The sequence below is a fragment of the Anoxybacillus sp. ST70 genome, from assembly GCF_019553625.1.
Classification (GTDB): Bacteria; Bacillota; Bacilli; order Bacillales; family Anoxybacillaceae; genus Anoxybacillus; species Anoxybacillus gonensis.
On the sequence record NZ_JAHZOF010000001.1, the window covers coordinates 21,062 to 40,576 of the forward strand.

The 19,515-nt window shown below is 35.7% G+C and carries 16 protein-coding genes; 4 read left to right on the forward strand and 12 right to left on the reverse strand.

All coding sequences use genetic code 11. The annotated features are described in order from the left end of the window. Positions 1 to 35: 35 nt before the first annotated feature. Both K1I43_RS00130 and K1I43_RS00135 read right to left on the reverse strand, forming a co-directional pair. Positions 36 to 257, reverse strand: a complete 222-nt coding sequence (locus K1I43_RS00130) for an RpnC/YadD family protein (RefSeq protein WP_019417955.1) — start codon at positions 255 to 257, stop codon at positions 36 to 38. A 68-nt stretch (positions 258 to 325) separates the two neighbouring features. After that, a complete protein-coding gene (locus K1I43_RS00135) occupies positions 326 to 1,198 on the reverse strand; it encodes an Rpn family recombination-promoting nuclease/putative transposase (RefSeq protein WP_116052100.1) in 873 nt (290 codons plus the stop codon). Between the two features lie 220 nt (positions 1,199 to 1,418). Here K1I43_RS00135 and mntA point away from each other — a divergent pair, with 220 nt between their 5' ends. Both mntA and hepT read left to right on the forward strand, forming a co-directional pair. Continuing rightward, positions 1,419 to 1,814, forward strand: a complete 396-nt coding sequence (mntA, locus tag K1I43_RS00140) for a type VII toxin-antitoxin system MntA family adenylyltransferase antitoxin (protein ID WP_019417965.1) — start codon at positions 1,419 to 1,421, stop codon at positions 1,812 to 1,814. Further along, positions 1,804 to 2,211: a type VII toxin-antitoxin system HepT family RNase toxin gene (hepT, locus tag K1I43_RS00145; protein ID WP_026011738.1), complete on the forward strand. Its 408-nt coding sequence runs from the start codon at positions 1,804 to 1,806 to the stop codon at positions 2,209 to 2,211. The genes mntA and hepT overlap by 11 nt, the downstream gene beginning before the upstream one ends. Before the next feature lie 256 nt (positions 2,212 to 2,467). Here the strand turns inward: hepT and K1I43_RS00150 are convergent, their stop codons facing one another. From K1I43_RS00150 to K1I43_RS00180, 7 genes are all read right to left on the reverse strand, one after another. Further along, the gene (locus K1I43_RS00150; RefSeq protein WP_033383479.1) at positions 2,468 to 2,932 is read right to left on the reverse strand and encodes an NUDIX hydrolase; all 465 of its coding nucleotides are present in this window, start codon (positions 2,930 to 2,932) and stop codon (positions 2,468 to 2,470) included. 147 nt (positions 2,933 to 3,079) lie between these two features. Continuing rightward, entirely contained in the window at positions 3,080 to 5,053 is a 1,974-nt protein-coding gene (locus tag K1I43_RS15835; protein ID WP_238148413.1) for a Piwi domain-containing protein, read from the reverse strand. A 206-nt stretch (positions 5,054 to 5,259) separates the two neighbouring features. Next, positions 5,260 to 6,477, reverse strand: coding sequence for an RNA-guided endonuclease InsQ/TnpB family protein (locus K1I43_RS00160; protein WP_116052101.1), 1,218 nt, complete (start codon positions 6,475 to 6,477; stop codon positions 5,260 to 5,262). A 233-nt stretch (positions 6,478 to 6,710) separates the two neighbouring features. After that, positions 6,711 to 7,226, reverse strand: a complete 516-nt coding sequence (locus K1I43_RS00165) for a hypothetical protein (protein ID WP_019418711.1) — start codon at positions 7,224 to 7,226, stop codon at positions 6,711 to 6,713. A gap of 319 nt (positions 7,227 to 7,545) precedes the next feature. Continuing rightward, the gene (locus K1I43_RS15840) at positions 7,546 to 7,773 is read right to left on the reverse strand and encodes a hypothetical protein (RefSeq protein ID WP_035065755.1); all 228 of its coding nucleotides are present in this window, start codon (positions 7,771 to 7,773) and stop codon (positions 7,546 to 7,548) included. Positions 7,774 to 7,788: 15 nt separating this feature from the next. Beyond that, the gene (locus K1I43_RS00175; RefSeq protein ID WP_116052102.1) at positions 7,789 to 8,673 is read right to left on the reverse strand and encodes an Rpn family recombination-promoting nuclease/putative transposase; all 885 of its coding nucleotides are present in this window, start codon (positions 8,671 to 8,673) and stop codon (positions 7,789 to 7,791) included. A 138-nt stretch (positions 8,674 to 8,811) separates the two neighbouring features. Beyond that, positions 8,812 to 10,779 (reverse strand): DUF262 domain-containing protein, encoded by a 1,968-nt coding sequence (locus tag K1I43_RS00180; protein WP_220382574.1) that lies wholly within the window; start codon positions 10,777 to 10,779, stop codon positions 8,812 to 8,814. Positions 10,780 to 10,960: 181 nt separating this feature from the next. On the opposite strand from K1I43_RS00180, the gene K1I43_RS15600 reads away from it, so the two are divergent. Next, the gene (locus tag K1I43_RS15600; protein WP_255571752.1) at positions 10,961 to 11,479 is read left to right on the forward strand and encodes a helix-turn-helix domain-containing protein; all 519 of its coding nucleotides are present in this window, start codon (positions 10,961 to 10,963) and stop codon (positions 11,477 to 11,479) included. Positions 11,480 to 11,487: 8 nt separating this feature from the next. Then, complete coding sequence (locus K1I43_RS15605) at positions 11,488 to 12,018, forward strand: IS630 family transposase (RefSeq protein ID WP_370628342.1); 531 nt, start codon at positions 11,488 to 11,490, stop codon at positions 12,016 to 12,018. 78 nt (positions 12,019 to 12,096) lie between these two features. Here the strand turns inward: K1I43_RS15605 and K1I43_RS00190 are convergent, their stop codons facing one another. From K1I43_RS00190 to K1I43_RS00200, 3 genes are all read right to left on the reverse strand, one after another. Next, positions 12,097 to 12,504: a hypothetical protein gene (locus K1I43_RS00190; RefSeq protein ID WP_220382575.1), complete on the reverse strand. Its 408-nt coding sequence runs from the start codon at positions 12,502 to 12,504 to the stop codon at positions 12,097 to 12,099. A gap of 130 nt (positions 12,505 to 12,634) precedes the next feature. Beyond that, positions 12,635 to 16,081, reverse strand: a complete 3,447-nt coding sequence (locus K1I43_RS00195; RefSeq protein WP_220382576.1) for an Eco57I restriction-modification methylase domain-containing protein — start codon at positions 16,079 to 16,081, stop codon at positions 12,635 to 12,637. Continuing rightward, complete coding sequence (locus tag K1I43_RS00200; RefSeq protein ID WP_220382577.1) at positions 16,078 to 19,266, reverse strand: helicase-related protein; 3,189 nt, start codon at positions 19,264 to 19,266, stop codon at positions 16,078 to 16,080. Before K1I43_RS00200 ends, K1I43_RS00195 begins: the two co-directional genes overlap by 4 nt. Positions 19,267 to 19,515 lie beyond the last annotated feature (249 nt).

The window sequence follows — 19,515 nt, forward strand, 5'->3', positions numbered from 1 at the left end:
CGTCCTTCTACAGGCAACAGGTACAACACAAAATATCATTTCAACATCTCAATTTCCTCCAAAGACAACTCCGTCAGTTCGTGAATCGTCTGTACATCGTAGCCTTTTGCTAGCATCTTTTTCGCAATCTTGCGTTTTTCTTGTTGCAGCCCTTGTTGTAACCCTCGTTCTACGCCTTCTTTCAAGCCTTTTTCTAACGCTTTTTTCTCGTACGAAATGATTAACTCTAACACTTGTTCTTTTTCTTTCGTTTCCATTTCATTCACCTCGTTTCGCAATTGTTGTTTCTACATGCTTCGAGGTGTGGTATCACACCAAATTTTTCTCAACTTTCAAGCAAATGATGTACTTCTTCTTCCGTAAGATCCACAAGGGCTGCAATTTCTTTTGGTGTCATTCCTTTTTTCGACATATTGCAAACAAGATGTTTCATTCCTTGCTTAAATCCTTCCTTTTTTCCCTTTTGTATTCCTTTTTGTATTCCCTTTTGTTCATACGAGATTAACAATTCAAGCACTTTTTCCTTTTCTTTCGTTTCCATCTCATTCACCTCGTTTCTCAATTGTTGTTCTTCTTCCTCCGATAGTTTCACATATGTTTCAAAAAAGCCGATTAATAATCGTTGCTTTGCTTCGTCTAATTCCATGCGCACAATCATTCGTAAAAACTGCTTTTTTAGTTCTACTCGTTCACTTTCAGTATACCCCATTTTGCTTAACAACGCAGCGGCGATTGGGTTGTCATGGCGAATGTAATCACGCCAATTTTGTTTGCGTAACTCAACAGTAAGAAATCGGAATTGGAGTACATCAAAAAACGGAAATTGGAGCGTAAACGATGAAGGTTCATGTCGGAGAGAATCATAGCTAAATACGGCAATTGGCAACATTCGCTTTCGGTATTTCTCAAACAAGCGGCTAAAGTAAATAAATATTCGCTCTGGAAACGATGGCTGCACGTAACTTTGATTTTCGATATGGACGATAATGAGGCTATCCTCCCCTTTCAACTTCGTCTGAACAAGCAAATCCACGCGATACTTCTCCCCCGCTGTCACATCGGTAAACAGCTCTTCCGACAAAAACGACACGTGCTGAAAGTCGATATGCTCATGCACATGCGGGAAAAAGAGAAGAAGAAACTCTTCAAAAAACGTCGTAATCAACTCTTTAAACAATCGATCATGATCAATGGCCATATATGCACCTCGCTTTCAGTTTTGTTGTGTATTTTCGATAAAAATGGTGGTGATCCTTCTTTGGGAATGAAAAACTAGTGTTTTCTTTCAGCAAAGTTTAGCGTTTGTTCATTATAGTAACAACCCATGAAAAACCCGTTTTCTCTCGGAACGTGACACATACAATCGAAAATAATATAATTGTAATAGCATGGAAATAGTAAAATAGGACGGTGACCAGATGGAACAAATCATTGTTGAAACATTAAAGAATGCGGTCTCCCCTTCTGTCATTTATTTGTTCGGATCAACAGCAACAGGACATATTCGCCACGATAGCGATATTGACATTGCTTTTTTGAGCGATGAACGATCATTAGACCACTATGAACGCTTTATACTTGCGCAACAATTGGCAGAGCAGTTACAACGAGACGTCGATCTCATCGATTTAAAGCAAGCGAGCACCGTTTTTCAAGCACAAATCGTCAGTAGCGGTAAAGTCATCTATTGTGCGGACGAACATAAAAAAACGGAGTTCGAATGGCGAGCATTGAAAATGTATGCGAAACTAAACGAAGAACGAGCGGAAATTTTACGAAACATTGTTGAAAGTGGGTCGGTTTATAATGAATGATGTGATCCTAAATAAAGTAAGTGTCATTGAACGTTGTATGAAACGTATTCATGAAGAATACGAAAACAATCCAAAACATTTGGAGAATTACACAAAGCAAGATTCCATTGTCCTCAATCTTCAACGAGCGTGTGAAGCGAGCATTGACTTAGCGATGCACGTCGTCGCGCAAAAAAAGCTCGGACTTCCACAAACAAGCCGAGACGCTTTCGCTCTTTTAGAACAACACGGCATCATCTCTTCATCCCTATCGCAAAAAATGAAAGCAATGGTCGGATTCCGCAATATCGCCGTGCATGACTGTCAAGAACTGAACTTGACCATTTTACAAAAAATACTCGACAACCATTTAACAGACTTCACGGAGTTTACGAAAGCGATTGTTAGGCAAAAGTAGGCGGTGTGAGCGTACACCGCCTAACTACTTATTCTAGAACTTGCGACGGATGACACTTCCGGAAAAGAAAATTTTCAACACGCGCCACATGCCTTTAAAGTTCGATATATTTATTGCGAGTTTCTCTTTGATTTTGAGCCGTTGGCACCGTCGTCGCCGATACAAATCTTTGGAGAGTGTTAGTCAAGGGTGAATCCCAACCCAGCATCCTCTTGAAATACCTTAAAGTTGATATATTTTAGATAAAGAAGTTCGGTTATCCCCCAATCCTTCCTAACATTCGAAATGGTGAAACTTCCCATGCTTCATATGGTACTAAACAATTACATTTCATTGCATCCTGTACTCGTGAAGCGATATGAGGTCTCGTTATATATTTTGAAATGTTTTTATTATTTAGCAGAAAAAAATTTGCCTCCTTTATTTCTTGAGGCTGAATGTCCAATTCACCTTCTTCATACTTCGCACGAAATACAACAACTAATATATGGTCCGTAGCATTGTAATATACTCCCGTTACTCCTAGTGGTACTATTTTTAATCCTGTTTCTTCATATACTTCCCTTACCAATGCGTGATGCAAAGATTCCCCTTCTTCTACTTGTCCACCAGGAAGTTCCCATGTATCGGAACGGTAATGTGTTTTTACAAGCAATACTTCCCCATGGTCATTTACAATATAACCAGAGACAGCCACTAAGTGCTTCGGTACAATCCTCATGTTCTTCTCATCCTTCACTGATTTAAATTTAGACATACATGCAGTTAACTCATTTTTCTTCATGTATTTAGCAAACTTCACTTTTGTGAGAATATATCCATTTCAAATAAAATGAACCAACCGTATAAAACAATGAATACTTATCCCTCACACAAACGGCAACGCTTGTTCATGGACTGAACGTGGATGGATCAACCCTCGATTATGAAAGGTTGAACTTAAATCAGCATAATGAACGGTGATTGGCAAACGTGTTTTCAGCATAGAATGGATGTGCATAAATGATAGCTTATATGCATCTGAAACGATATCCCGAATAGACAAACATTGCGTCTTTTGAACAATCTTTACAGCTTGCGCCATTCCTACAGATTCTCTTGGATCAGTTGCACATAAATAAGCCATCCTTTCCTTCGCATAACATAATCCTTGCACAGTAAACCAACGTCCGTTTGTGTATACAGCCATTCTTCTTCGCGGTCTTTTAATAATTTCAACGAAATCAAATGGGATTTGGAATGACTGCATATACCGTGTTAAATGATCTAAATCTTCGCGACATACGCCATCGCGGTGAAATGTAATATGAGCTGGCTTCATTCCATATATTTTCTCATAGCTAAATATACTCTCATCTATAATTTCTTCCATTGTACGATTGGCAATCGTTTCACCAGCTACAGCAGTCATGACTGATTTTTGTTTGATCATTCGCCCGTCTTTTCCGATCACTTGAATAATCCCAGAAGCATGTTTTCCATGTTCATGACTGACATCTAAACCGATAAAGCAATCTGAATTCATCTCATCTGACAAAATCCATGGCTGAACTCCCGATTTTGCGTAAATTCCTAGTAGCACATTATATTGATAGTACAAATTTTTTACAACTGACGAATCAAATATGACAAACTGTGTCATTATATCTGCTTTCGCACCAAATTCTCGTTTAATTGCCACATATGCTCGATCGATATTTTCTTCCGTTCCAATGACAATAACAGTCCCATCGAACGCATCAGCGATCGACTTTAGTTCGAACGAAAGACGCTCACTTTTGAAAAAATCGACAGGCAATACTCCAAATAACTGACGCGGTTTTTTCGAGACATTTAACTTTACACCTAGCTTTTCAGATAAATCTTGTAATTTCTTTGTAAAATCCAATATTTCATCTTTCTTCCTTTGATCGTAATTTAATTCTGGATCAACAAAATAGCTAACGGTGACACTCTTCGGCTCATAAACACCAGCTTGACCTAAACCATCAGACACTTTCGTTGTTTTATAATCTCGACCAAATTCCATTAACGGTGGGGAGAGATTAAAAATATCGTAATTAAGATTTGCCGCCCGAACGTTTTCTTTTCTGAAAGTCAACATGTTCTGATATTGCAACAAACGAAATATCTCTTGATAAAGTTTCGGCATTTTCTCATTCGGTGGCAACTTAATGATACGATTTACTTGCTTCGCGGTTGATGGCATCAATTGTTCATACGAACAAGTGAGACGTAATAAATGAGGCAAGTATGGAAAAATATCACCGGTTTGTGATCTGACATGCACAATAGGTGTCTTATTATGAACACCTTTTAATTTCCATTTTTCATCTTTTGTTATGTAATAATCTATCACACTTTGTTGTAAATACGGGCTTTTTTCTCCAGCTGTATACGGAGCCACCTCAACAAAAGTATAGTAGTACGATTTTTTATTGTATGAATCAACGACTTCCACCCCTTCTTTGATCAGTGGAGATCGATCACGAAGTAAGTCTTCTAATGTTTTTTTATATTCAAAACGATGTTGATATTCAAAGCCGATCAATATATTTCCGTTCTCTTCAACTGTAAAAGATAAGTAAATAGCCGGGTAAACAATAATTTCGTTCATTTCAATCGATTGTTCGGTTTTCAAACAAAACAAATCTTTGTAAATTTTATAGTCGTTTTTGCATCGTTCTATTAACTCTTGTTTCAATAACCTTTCCAATACCGTTCTTTCTGCGGCATTGAAACATTCTATTGCTCGGTACTCATGTTTAATATATTCATGATCACCCCAATGAGTGATCTCTTGAAACGATGCAATATATTGGCCGTGAGCAGCAATGGTCACATTAGGATTCCTCTTTCTTAACTCATAAACAATGTGATGAGCAAACGAGTATTTTTGGTTCGGGTTTAATAAAGATACAGTATAAATATGAAGTGGAATGTTGCTTGCATTTTCGTTTGCGATACACTCGGTTAGGTTATCAATTTTATCAAAATCATAGAATAATGGTAAAGATTTTAATAAAATTGTTTATCCGTCCACGTCGTTTAAGCGACATGTACTCGGATCGGGTGTAACCCCACACCCGCTATCCCATTGGCGAACGCCTTTGGGAATACTTTTCTCATGATGTTATATGCCCCATTGACATCTGCGTGGATGAGCGTTCCGTTTTCAGATTGAAACAGTCCACGCTCGATTCGTTTTCCTTTGTATTGTTTTTGTTTCTTGATTTCTTCCATGTCTAAAAAACTGCATTTCGATGTATAGCTTTCTTCTGTCACGATGACGCGAATGCCATGCTGTACCGCTTTGTACTGCAACTGATGAAGAAACGTTTGATACGGAATGTGAACGAACGCTTGATTTGTACGCTTTCCGAGATGGACTTCACGCTTCCAATCTTTATTCATCCCCACCACAATCGTATCGCAGTCTAAAGCCAACGCATGTTTGATGACAAAGGCACTCGCTTGGTGCATAAAGTTTTCTACGATGCGGTTTCGTTTTTCTGTCATTTTGCTCATTCGTTTTGTCCAATCGAGTCCATTCATCTGTTTCGCTACTTTGCGATAATGGCTCATTTGTTTGTTGTAGTATTGATTGGCGGATTTTAGACCTTTACCATTGATGACAATCGGTTGTTTGCCCACATTGTTCACAATGGTTGCGAAGTTATCTAAACCCAAATCAATACTGATATATCTGTTGTGATCTTGTTTTTGCGGCGGAATAGGGATTTTGTAAACGACTTTGACGATGATATGGCGGTGTTTTGGAACGAATCGGACTTGTTGTAGCTTCCCTTTCATGTTTGTTTTTAACCGAAACCCTTGAAAACAGGCAGGAAACGTGATGTGTTCATCGACGACTTTGCATGATTGATTCGTTAGCACAAGTACATACCGTCCGTCTTTTTTGAGATATTTGGGCGGTTTCGGTCTGCCTGTATATTTGTCTTTGTTTTTTGCCCAATCTTTCATCGACTTAAAAAATGATTGCCAATTTTGATGGAGCATTCTTAACGTTTGTTGGGCACATTGAGCCATTGGCATCGCTCGATAGTCTGTATCCATCCCTTCTGTTTTCAGCAGCTTGTCTAGCTTGTTGTAAGAAAGATACGTGCCGTGTTGAAAAAACGTTTGCCTCACTTGATAGTTGGCGAAGTTGTACAAATTTTTTGAACGAAAACAATACTCATCGAGCATCGGATAATACGGATGGTTTGGATAAATGATGTGTCTTTCCACTCGATTCGCCATCATGATCGTTGTTCACCTCACTTTCTCTTTTACTATATATGTTCATCAGAGAGCCATGCAATAAGATGTAAAGATAATCACGAAAGAAGTGGGATCTCAAATATATTTTATCAAAATTTTTAATATATTTTTGCGATTGAATGAAAAAACAGAACCATATAGTATTGATTCATCTAACCAATCACCCCTTATGATGAATAGTCATCCGTGCGTTGATTCGTTGACAATCATCGTGCTTATAACTCTCTTAATCGGTTTCGTTCAATTTTAATCGTATTGTCTTTACCATCAAGTAGATCAGCACGCTTACTTCCGTAAATGCGAAAACGCGGGGATCCTTTTACGACCTTCACTGATAACCGAGGTGTTCCACGAGATTGCTGTTTATTTACATCCACACATGCAACGAATTCGTCCCAACGAACAATGGCGATAATTTGGCTATTGTCACTTACTTGCTTCTGACCACAAATAAAAGCAAAAATTAGCGTTTTATCTGAATGATTTTCATGGACATTGATAATTTCCTGTATTTCGTTGTCACTAAATGTGAAAGACCATGTAAAATCTTCGGAGCCAGATGGGGTAGTATGATATTTTGCATAAATGATGTAATTGTCTTTATTTGTTGTAACCGTGTAAATTTGTCTACTTTCATTTTCTTTTTCAAACAATGCTGGTGCCAATCCTCCATTCACTAATGCAGAAAGAAGCGCACCATCATAATAATCCGCTTTGCAAATTGCTGTCACTCCGATCCCCCCATAAAATCAAATATCCCAATCCCATTATACGGAAAGAAAGCAGAAAATATTGTCGAATATTGTAGAAACTGATGGATAAATTTTGAGTATGTATTGCTACGTAAGGGGAATTTTTCCTTCTTTCTGGCATACACATACACAACAAAAGGGAGCCGAGTGACCCCCTTTGTTAATATAAGATCATGTTTAAGAAAGAGGAAGAACACCATCTCATTTCAACATCTCAATTTCCTTCAAAGACAACTCCGTCAGTTCGTGAATTGTCTGTACATCGTAGCCTTTTGCTAGCATCTTTTTCGCGATCTTGTTATTGCAGACCTTCTTTCAAGCCTTTTTCTAACACTTTTTTCTCGTACGAAATGATTAACTCTAACACTTGTTCTTTTTCTTTCGTTTCCATTTCATTCACCTCGTTTCGCAATTGTTGTTCTTCTTCCTCCGATAGTTTCACATATGTTTCAAAATCAACACTATGATTTAAAGTTATTACTTCGAGGCGTGACAGGCACCGCGCCCATGCTTCGAGGTGTGGCATCACACCGAATCTTTCTCAACTTTCAAGCAAATGATGTACTTCTTCTTCCGTAAGATCCACAAGGGCTGCGATTTCTTTTGGTGTCATTCCTTTTTTCGACATATTGCGAACAAGATGTTTCATTCCTTGTTTAAATCCTTCTTCCAATCCTTCCTTTTTTCCCTTTTGTATTCCTTTTTGTATTCCCTTTTGTTCATACGAGATTAACAATTCAAGCACTTTTTCCTTTTCTTTCGTTTCCATCTCATTCACCTCGTTTCGCAATTGTTGTTCTTCCTCATCCGACAGCTTCACATATGTTTCAAAAAAGCCGATTAACAATCGTTGCTTTGCTTCGTCTAATTCCATGCGCACAATCATTCGTAAAAACTGCTTTTTTAATTCTACCCGTTCACTTTCAGTATACCCCATTTTGCTTAACAACGCAGCGGCGATTGGGTTGTCATGGCGAATGTAGTCACGCCAATTTTGTTTGCGTAACTCAACAGTAAGAAATCGGAATTGGAGCACATCGAAAAAAGGAAATTGGAGCGTAAACGATGAAGGTTCATGTCGGAGAGAATCATAGCTAAATACGGCAATTGGCAACATTCGCTTTCGGTATTTCTCAAACAAGCGGCTAAAGTAAATAAACATTCTCTCTGGAAACGATGGCTGCACATAACTTTGATTTTCGATATGGACGATAATGAGGCTATCCTCCCCTTTCAACTTCGTCTCAACCAACAAATCCACGCGATACTTTTCCCCTGCCGTCACATCGGTAAACAGTTCCTCCGATAAAAACGCCACATGCTGAAAGTCGATATGCTCATGCACATGCGGGAAAAAGAGAAGAAGAAACTCTTCAAAAAACGTCGTAATCAACTCTTTAAACAACCGATCATGATCAATGGCCATATATGCACCTCGCTTTCGATTTTGTTGCATGTTTTCGATAAAAGCGAGGAGATTCCTGCTTTGGGAATGAAAAAAACAGAGAGGCGTGGCTCTCTGTTTGTTTTTTGGATCGAGATGTGCAGTCACCGTATAAAGAGTCTATTCTGTAATAACCTTCCAATCATCAGTTGTTAAATCTATAGCTTCGATCGCTTGTACGCAAAAACGCTGGATACTTTGAGCACTTAAGTTCACCTCAATATACTCTCCGGTTTTTAATCGACGTATAGCTCGAAATTTTTTAGGATCTCTTCCTACTAACTTCGGGAACTGCATCATAATTTGTTCAAATTTTTCTGGCTCCAATTCTGCAATCGTATTCATTGTATTTTCCAAAACATCTCTCCATGAATGCACTTCGAATTGCTGACCTAAAATATATAGTTCTTTTGGGTTTGTTCCTGTCACTCTAACGTCAGCATCTGTTCTTTCATTTCCAAAATACGTCCAAATTTTCAAACATATTTCTGCTAAATACTTAGCTCTCTGCTCTATATCTTCTTTTTTCCAAGAAGTTACCTTTTCAAAGTATTTGTTTATTTCAAGATGGCTTGCTTTTAATTTTTCTTTTTTTATGTCAAAATCATCATTGGATAATTCTGAGTTATACCCTGTCAATGTAAGATTTCCAAGCGTGTGCAAATACAAATCGTGCACCAATTGCCATTCTTCCCCTAGATGTTCCTGCCATGATTGCGTGAGTGTCTGCGGCATTATGTGTTCAATAGTCAAATTATCTAAATCTACCTGCTCTTTATGCTCAAAAAATTCTTCAATCGATTCCAATATTAATTTTGTTTTTCTTCCACGCTCTCCACTACCGTAAAGTTTTGCCTCGATAAGTCTGCTGAAAAATTCATTATCTTTCGGATAGTTCTTTGATTGAAGATGATTTTTTAACAATTTAATAAAATTATCAAAGATGTCGTCTTTCGTATTTTTGTAAAGACTATTAAAAATTTTATTGAGTTGATTTGTAGGGACATTACATACAAATCTTCTCACTAAAAAGTTTTCAATGGTTGAGATTACCTCAACGAATTGTGTATCAGAAATTTGACCGCGGTAGTAATCATCATAACAATTTAATAAAAAAGGATAAACTGTAGTTGCCTCCAAACGATTAAGACGATTTAATGCCCTTTGTATTTCTCTGTTCGACTCTTTATCTGGAGATAATAATTTCTCATAATGCGTAGAAAAAACATACATGTTCTTTATATATTCTAAAATGTCATTTTCACTTGCTATTTCCTTCACAGAAAAATAAATCTCATTTTGCTTAACATAAAGACCGTCTTTCATTAAATAATGGCGAATAAATTCGGTCAAATTCTCACCAAGGGAATCTTGCATTGGTCGCCAATATTTATTGTAAATTAACTTTTGATCTTGTATATGTATCCTCATGAAGAAAAAGTTACGTATCAAGTCTGCTTGCGTAAGAGGTCGTCCCTTCGCGTTCAAGCTTTCAAAAACTAGGTAAGGATTATCGTCCGGATCTAATACGATACTAACGATAGACAAACGATTAGATATTACATTTTTTAACGTTGAAATATCCATATGACTTTGCTTGATTTTTCTTTCAAAATATTGATATGCTTTATAAATTTGAGAATCATCACTCTGTTCGATTTCTGATAAAATTAATTTTTTATATGCTGAGCGATCCACTTGTGTAGGAAGTAATTTGAAATAATCACTATCCTTTTTATACGGATTTACTATTAATGTGTTATTAATTTCATCGGCTAACTCAATGTCCCCATATAGTCTTGCTAAATCTCTCAATAGGGTCAGTATAATAAAAATAGTCGTTAATCTTTGCTGGCCATCAATTAGCAAAAACTTTGCAACCCCTTCAGGAACTGAATTAGTTGGTATGCTGACAATTGAGCCAATAAAATGGTCACGTGGATTTTCTATTTCGCATAACTCAACTAAGTCATCCCATAGAACTTCCCACTCTTTTTTATCCCAGCTATACGAACGCTGAAATAAAGGAAGTACATATTGCTTAGTGCCTTCTATAATGGGTTGTAGTTTTGTTTCATTAGCCTTCATGCTAAATTCGCTCCTTTTTTATAAAACTTTCCACACCATATATATTCATACTGCTCAAAAATCACTTTTATAACCCATAGTGCTATATACATGCACCTTAAAACCATGACTTCTGTATGAACACCTTTTTTCATGGCTATACTGCTCCTAAATATTTCTATACAAAAGGAGCGGAATTGGCATGAAACGTCTGAAAATCACAAATGATCACGGCTGGACACCTCGAACCCTTCGGAAACAAGAACGGAAAATCAAAGATGCTTCTCTTCGTGTTCGGGTGACCGCTGTTCGTCTTGTCATGGAAGGTCACCTCGGTAAAGATGTGGCCAAAATGGTCAATCTGTGCCGTCAATCCGTTGCCATCTACGTTGCACGGTTTAATCAAGGTGGGCTCGATCATCTACTCGATCGTCGGTTGCCGCCTGGTCGTGTGCCGTTTCTTACGGAAGAACAACAACAAGAAATTAGACAACTCGTGTTAACTACTACACCTGTGGATGCTGGCTGGGGCATCGCTTCGTCATGGAACACGCGCATTTTACAATCTTACATTCAACAAACCTATGGTGTTTCCATGTCACGGGAAGGGATTCGCAAGTTGTTGCATCGTTTGCGTTTGTCATGGACACGCCCGACGTATAAGCTCGTCAAGGAGACGCTAAGCGTCAAGCTGCTTTTCAAAGAGAACTTGAATTTATAAAAAAACTAATTACCGAGAATGCCATGCTGTTTTATGTGGATGAGACACATGTTCGTGCTTATCAAGCGCTACGTACGACATGGGCAGAAGTAGGGAATCAAAAACACGTGCCAAGCTACGGACACCATGACCATGTGTCCATTTTTGGCGCCGTCGATGTTCAACAAGGCGATGTGGTATTTCATCGCGCATCATCCGCCAATGCCGAAACGTTCCTCGACTTTTTGCGCCGATTGAAAGAGAAATATACGGACCGATTCCTCGTGCTTGTGTTGGACAATGCGCGTATTCATCATGCCAAGATGGTGCAAGCCTTTCTTGATGGCGAGGAAGGCGATGCTTTTCATTTCATCTTTTTGCCACCGTATTCTCCACAGTTGAACCCGATTGAACGGCTGTGGAAGTGGTTGAAAGATGAAGTGATTGCCAACGTTTTTCACAAGGATCAAAATGACATTGCCCAATCCATTACTCGCTTTGAACAGTACGTTCTACAACACCCGGATGAGGTGTTACGCCGCATGGGGTGTGCTGTGTGAATCAGAGGTTAAAATTTTAAATTGGATGTATATATTTTCCTCCGACTTATCCTATTTCTCTTTATAAACCCCTAACTATTATAAATTTTGACCTCTCTCAAAATCGCTGACAAATGATGCCGGTACCTTACTTCTTATAAGAGAAACATTTTGCGTAGTACCAACACGAAAACCATATTCAAACATTCTTGTGATTAGGTTATTATTATTAATTCTCCCTGCATAACCTTTATAATTATCTGATCTTAATTCTCTACCTAATTGTGCCGGTATATTCGTTACATCATCAATATACAATCTTAATTCTTTTCCCCACTTATCATTTATTTTATGATATTCAGGTAAACCATTAACTAATTCACCAGTAATTTCGAGATATTCTCTTTCAAATTTTGTAGAAGGAGCTCCCTCAGCAACCTCAGCTTCGATTAAAATATTTCTTACACTCAAGTAACCAATTGCTTCAAAAAATTCTGCATCTGTCATTTGTTCTCCCCCTGTCAACGGTAATCTTTTTATTCAAATCCATTATATAAAAAATCTTACATATTTTCATCTATTTTTCTAATTATATAAAAAACCCCCCTCAGAATTATCTGAGGGGTTTTTTACATCTCTATTTATTTTCAATAATATTTATCTCTTTATTTTTGAGCCCGTATATACGATAGACCATATTATTAAGTTCAAACAATAGTTCATTAACCTTTTTAGTGTATTCATTGTCAAGGTTATTTAAGGTAGACTTATAAATTTCTCGAATGTCATTTACTATATCAATTAATGGTTTTTGCTCATCTTTTGTTAATACGGGGATTATGATTCTCCCTATATAATTGTTATCAAAATGCATTGTTCTAATTGCTGAACAATAAATAAATTTATAGGTGTACCAACTGACAAAGTTTGAATTTAGTAGAGCTAGTATATAGTTATAATCATAATTATCATCAATAATTACTGTATTTTGAACTGTATCTAAACATAGTACTTCTCCTGTTGGGTCAAAGCAAGAAGTTATTTTGATATGAGGAGTAGGGTTTTGGATATGTGCGATTAAATCTTGTGACATTATCTTTGGTTGTTGCATAAACTCTAACTTTTTCTTATGACTATCAATTTTATCTTTAGGTATAAAACCTTTAACTCCATTAATACCGAACCTTACTATATTTTTTCCACCTATTACCGGATAATCACCATCCTCTTGAAGAAATTTTTGTAATCCTACTCCACGTTTTGTTACCGATATTTCCTTCATATATTTGATATCCACTTTTAAATTCCTTATGATATCAAGTTCTTCTTTTGATACATCACACACCCAAGCACTGAATTTCTTTACTAAACTATTATTTATAATCGTTGAACGAATAAATTTTTTATCTAAGAATTTTTTGGCAGTGTAAGTTTCATATTCAAAAGCCGCGTTATAGACAAACAAAACCTGTTCTAGTTTTACTTTTTCAAATGCCTTTTCAACATCTACCAACACATTAGTATTCTTTAAAAGTGCCTCTACAAGACTAAACCATTTCTCGGAATACAACAGTGACTTAGGTACAATAAAAGACAAAATCCCCCTATTATTTAATAAAGAATTTTTTGAATAGTCAATAAAAAGTGCTGCACTATTCATATTTTTAGTATCTTTTAACCATTTTTTTATTACAACCTTATCTTCGTCGCTAATCTTTGCTCCATAAGGAGGATTACCTATGACAATATCAAATCCACCCTTTTCCTGAAATACTTTTGCAAATTCTAGATGCCACAAGAAATATGGTCTTTGCTTATTCTTTTGCAGTTCCTTGTACTTTTTTAAACCTTCTTCATTTCCGTCCAACTGTAACTTATATTCGATTAAATCATCCCTAATTCTATCAATTTTATTTTTAATTTCTTTCTTACGTTGTTCGTCTTCTTCATCAAAATATCTATCTTGTAATTGGAACATTTCGTTTAGCATTTCATCCGTGTTATCAATTAACAAGCTAAGTTGAACTATTGTATTATAATTCTCACTATTTTCTTTAACCTTATTTTTCTTTTTCACTAATATTTTTTCATCAAATAACTTGATTCCTTCATATTCGTCAATCAAGCTATTGCCAACCATTATGTTGCAATCCAGATTTGGTAATGGATGAGGTTCAGGTGTTTCATCATTAATTTCTTGGTCAACAATAACAGATAACCAGAGCCGAAGTTTTGCAATATCAACTGCACTTGGTTCAATATCGACAGCAAAAATACTATTTTTAATCGTTTCCCATTTCAACCTATATGGAGAACGTTTTTTACGAATTATTTCTTCCCCATATCTTCTTCCCAATGCTCCTTCTTTATCTTTCCAAACCAGATACTCAGTAATGTTGTTTCTAATACGAACAATTTCACTTAACATACCTAGAGGAAATGCTCCAGAACCAACAGCGGGATCAGCAACTTTTATATTCTTTAAAGCTTGATCTATTTTTACAATATTATCAAAAATAGTTTGTTTAATAGTGAAATCTTTTCCATACCCAACATCCCGTCTCTTATCCGCATCTCTTATTAATTCACCATATAAGATAAACTCCTTCATATCTTCATATGGAACTCCAACTTCGTTAACAAGGTAATTCGTGAGACTCTCTTGACACATATAATGAACAATTTCACGAGGAGTATAGAAAGCCCCTTTGGATTTTCTATCTTTGACATCTAATAAGTTTTCAAAAATTTTCCCTAACATCTCAGGATCAACCGCAACTTCTTTTTCTAATGGCTCATCTTCATTAATTGTAAAATTGTAGCGATCAAAAATATCTAAAATGCCGTCCGCTTCTCTATTCTTTTGGTTAGCATTAGAGAAAATTTCATTAGGAATATTAAAATCAACGTCTTTCCAATGATAACCTTCCAATGGCTCAAAAAGACCACCGTTCAAAAAAGGAATTTTACAGTTAAATTTTTTAAAGTAATGATTTTTACGCTTTTTATTTAATGCCTCGTAAAATAACGGTTGTAAGAAATGAACAAAGAAATTTTTATTTGTATTTTCCATACAAAAGTTAAAAAGCGTCCTAATAAATTGTTTGTTTCCACTCCCCCAAGGCATATCGTACTTTGTGCCAATAAAACAATCAGATAAAAGCTCTGCTTCTTGATCCGAAATATTAAACATCTCTCTAGAAGAAAGCTTTCTTCTTCCATCCGATGTTTTAATAAAAACTTTTTCAAGTACTGCTCTGTGAGGCTCATCTTGTCTTTGATAGATTTCAATAAATTCTACTTCCGTTAATGTTCTATCTTCCGGCATAATCCGAACGCCAAGCCAGCCTTTTTTCTGTAAAAAATACAGGAATGCTAGTTGTCCCATTAATTTTTTTGCAAATTGCTCAGAGAATTGTTGAACTTGTAGCCCTAGTTTCTCCGCTTCTTTTACAAAAGCTTGATCTTGTTCAAGATATTCTTTTAATTGAATGTACTTTTCCTTATACTGCTCAAAGAAATCCTTAGTTACTTTTTCAACACTAAAAGCTGTCTCTATCTCATCTAGTGTTGGGTTATGCTTATCATCTTCGAAAATCGGTAAAAGCTGTGATTGAGCAGTATGATTTGGTTCTCCTTTCCCGACTAAATAAGAATATCTTTTAGCGGGAGTTAAATCTAAGGTTAAGCCCTTTTCATTAAATGTATAATCAAGTCGTACAAAAGACAATCTCCAGTTATCTTCATTAGGTGAGTAAAAGGCGACAATAGCCGCTTCATAATTATTCATCTCTAAAAGCTTGGAAATAAAGTTACGTTGCAAACTTCTCGCCCGCTCAACACTTTTTTCCTTTTTAATTTCAACAGCCAAAACGATTAAGTTATTTCCTTCACGGTCAGTATATTTTGCAATCTCTTCATAAGAGGCAATATGATCGGCATATTCCTTCCAGATACCTACTCTTTTTCTATGTGGAAACATTTCCGGTTCATTAAAAAATTCCCTTGTGAAAGTTCTAAATTTATCGATGTCAAAGCTATTTTCAAACGTTTCTTGCAAGATTTTTAACTTTGCTGTACTCAATTACCCTCTTCCTTTCGCAAATAAGATGATAAGATTACTTCTGTTTCTCCGGCTGTAGCATTGTATTTTTTTACATTTCTTTCTACATCTAAATATTTGTCTGGAACAAGATGGACAATTTCATAATAGATTTTTATTGGATCATTCATACCTTTCGTTGCTTTAACAATTTCTTTCGTGATACTTGCAGGGATATTTCCTTCTTCCCACAGCTTTATTAATCGTGGGATCATTTTTTCTTGTTCATCCGTAAATGTTTTAAATTTAGAAATTGCTTTAAGTAACTTAATGACCTTTGCATCATTTCCACTCTTCATTGTTTTTTCGGTTACTAAAGAATCCTCTTCTACAAAGCACAATTCAAATTGTTCCTTGTTTGCTTCTAGATGATTGAAATAGTCTTTTAAAGGTTTTATTTTCTTTTCGTTTCTTTCCACCTTGAGATATTTCATGGCTTCTAAAAATGTCTGTTCTCTCGTTTCTTTTCCATCCGTAATAAAAAACTTCTTTAAAGCCCCTTTTCTCAAAAAGCTAATCGTTGAGTTAGATAAAACATCTTTACACATCCGACCGCTTTTAGCTTTTTGAGGAAGTCTTTTAATTTTTTCAAATAAATCAGGTTCATGGTCACGAATGTGGCGAATAATATTTAAATATGCTAATTCTGATTCTCCCTCGTCATATTCTGCCTCTAAGCTATCTTTACTATTTAACTTTTGATAAAGCTGATGTGAAGTTACCTCTTCATCTTCAGATAAATATTTGAAATCTTCACCCAATGTATCATGAAAAGCCTGTATTTTAGAGATAATATTTTCTTCTAAAGGCAAATGTGCATTTGCTTGTGCAGTTGGAAAAAAGTTAAATACGTAAATAGTTTTATGTTCTGTACCTACACGGTTAATACGCCCTACACGCTGCATTACTTTTGTAGGGTTCCAAGGTAAATCATAATTGATAAGAACGTTCGAACGATGTAAGTTAATCCCTTCCGCTAATACATCTGTTGTGACTAAGAATCTAATATCATCTCTTTTTGTCCCCGTGAAGTTTGGATTATAATTTGCTTCAATTTCTAATCTCAACTTTCTGGAGCCTTGTCCGCTAAATACAATCACTTGTTCAGGATAACGTTGCTCTAAATAAGCACCAACATATTCAGCGGTTTCTTTTGATTCAGTAAAAATAATCATTTTTTTACCTTTCAATAATTCGTTATTCTCCAATTCATATAAGAACTGATCCTTTTTCGGATCCTCGGTTATCAATTCCCATTCTTCTTCCAGTCTTCTTAGTAACATTAAGTCCCGTCTAAGGGAAGGTAAAAATCCTTCATTAAACTCTTCGATTGAGTAATATTGCACCTTTTCTTCTTCCACAAGCGCCATTAACTTTTCATCATCGCCACTATCTAATAAATCGTATACATCTACTTTTTTACTAATATAGACTTTACCTTTTTCACACATATCAATAAACTTCACATAGGATTTGATGAAACGATTCAACGTCTTTTTAAACGCTTCGAAACTACTTTCCAAGCGTTTTACAAGAATAGATTTCATAAAGCCGCTCATGTTTCGTTGTGATACCATCATTGTAGCAAGTTGCTTATCAATATTTTTTAAATATGTCAATGGTTTGTACCGAGCGTAATCTAAACGTTGAATTACTTTAATCGTTTCATTAAATACTCTCTCTATTTCATTGTTATACGTGTATACAATTTTTTCAGGTGAACCTAAATGCGGGAACTCTAATCCTTGTTTTTTTAAATCCTCTGCATAAAATTCCTTTATTTCATTTCTTGTTCGTCGGATCATTATATTTCTTAAAACTTTGTCACGAATAACTTCTGAATTTCTCCGTAATGTTTCCATGTATTCCGGTGTTCCTTTTTCATGTTTCTTTAGTTCTACCTCTAGGTTTTGAAAGAAACGTTCTAAATTTTTATTATTAGGAATAATAGTACTGTTATTTTTTGGTTGGAATAAGTATATTTGATTAGCTATATCAGTTGAATAGTTATTTTGTGGAGTAGCAGTAATCAAAATAACTTTCTTGTTATAACAAATTTGGTGAAGCTTTTGGAAATTTTCTGTGTTTTGGTTTCTAAATCGATGAGCTTCATCAATAAATACATATTTAAACTGATCTACTCCCATCTCAAGAAGACTGTCTAACTTGCCAAGCGACTCAACTTTATAGCCTTGAACTTCAAAATTAAATAAGACTTCTTCCCAATAATCTTTTAACACCGGAGGACAAATAAACAACTTTTTCCCTTTTAAATTTTGCGCTAACATAGCACAAATATATGTTTTTCCAAGTCCAACCACATCAGATATAAAAACCCCGCCATAGGCTTCTAAAGTCTTTTTAGCTTGGATAACAGCATCCATTTGATACTGTAACTTCATAAAACCGTCAGGGAGCATTTCCTCCCATCTATTATTTTTATCCTCATTAATTTCTTCTTTAAAATATTCATATAAAGTTTTTAAAAATAGCTCATATGGTGTAATATCATCACGAATCCAAGTATTCTCAAAAATTGTTTCTATATATTCGTTAGAAATATCGATACTTTGTTCCCAAAGTTCTTCAAATTTTTTAAGTGCAAATTGTACATCGCGACTATCCTTCAACTCCACATTAAACTCAAGGTTATTAATTAACCCCGCCTGTGAAAAATTACTGGAGCCAGTTATAACGGTTCCAAATTGATCAAAAACTTTTGATAAATCTTTTCTCATAATATATACTTTCGCATGGATAGGAGCATCAGGGTAAATTCGAATTTCAATTTTTCCGCTTTGCAACCACTTAATAAATGTTCTAATCCCTTCTTCTACCCAGTAGCTATCCTCCGATTTATTCATTTCACGAATTAATTCGTTTCTATATTCTTCTTTTACTTCTTTATGGGACATTTCAAAAGACATTTGTTCTTCATTTGATTTCTGAATAATCCTCACTGTTTGACCATCAACATTCAAACCTACCAAAATTCTAATTTTTTCAACATCAGTTAGTGCTGGGTACAGCAAATAAAATCCACTTGTTCTGAAATAACCAACTAGAATATCAAAAAATTGCGTATTGCTTTTTAAAATCATATTAAACCTATCGTATAAAGTTCGTTCAGGTTCATTTGTAAAAAAAGTTAAATCATTATGGATCATTATGTATCCCTAACCTCCGAAATAGACTTAATGTACATCAAATGAGCCTTATAACCTAAATTTTACATTGTTTTTCAGATAATATCAAATATACTTCAATCTTAAACAAAAAATCCATAGCCTCTCTCGCTATGGATCCGTCCGATTCCGCAAAGATTTAGGTGGGGTGGCACTCCCATACCCGTCAAGTTTAGTGGTTAAGCATCGCTGTATCCATACACCATGTTTGTGATCATTAGCCGAAGAAGA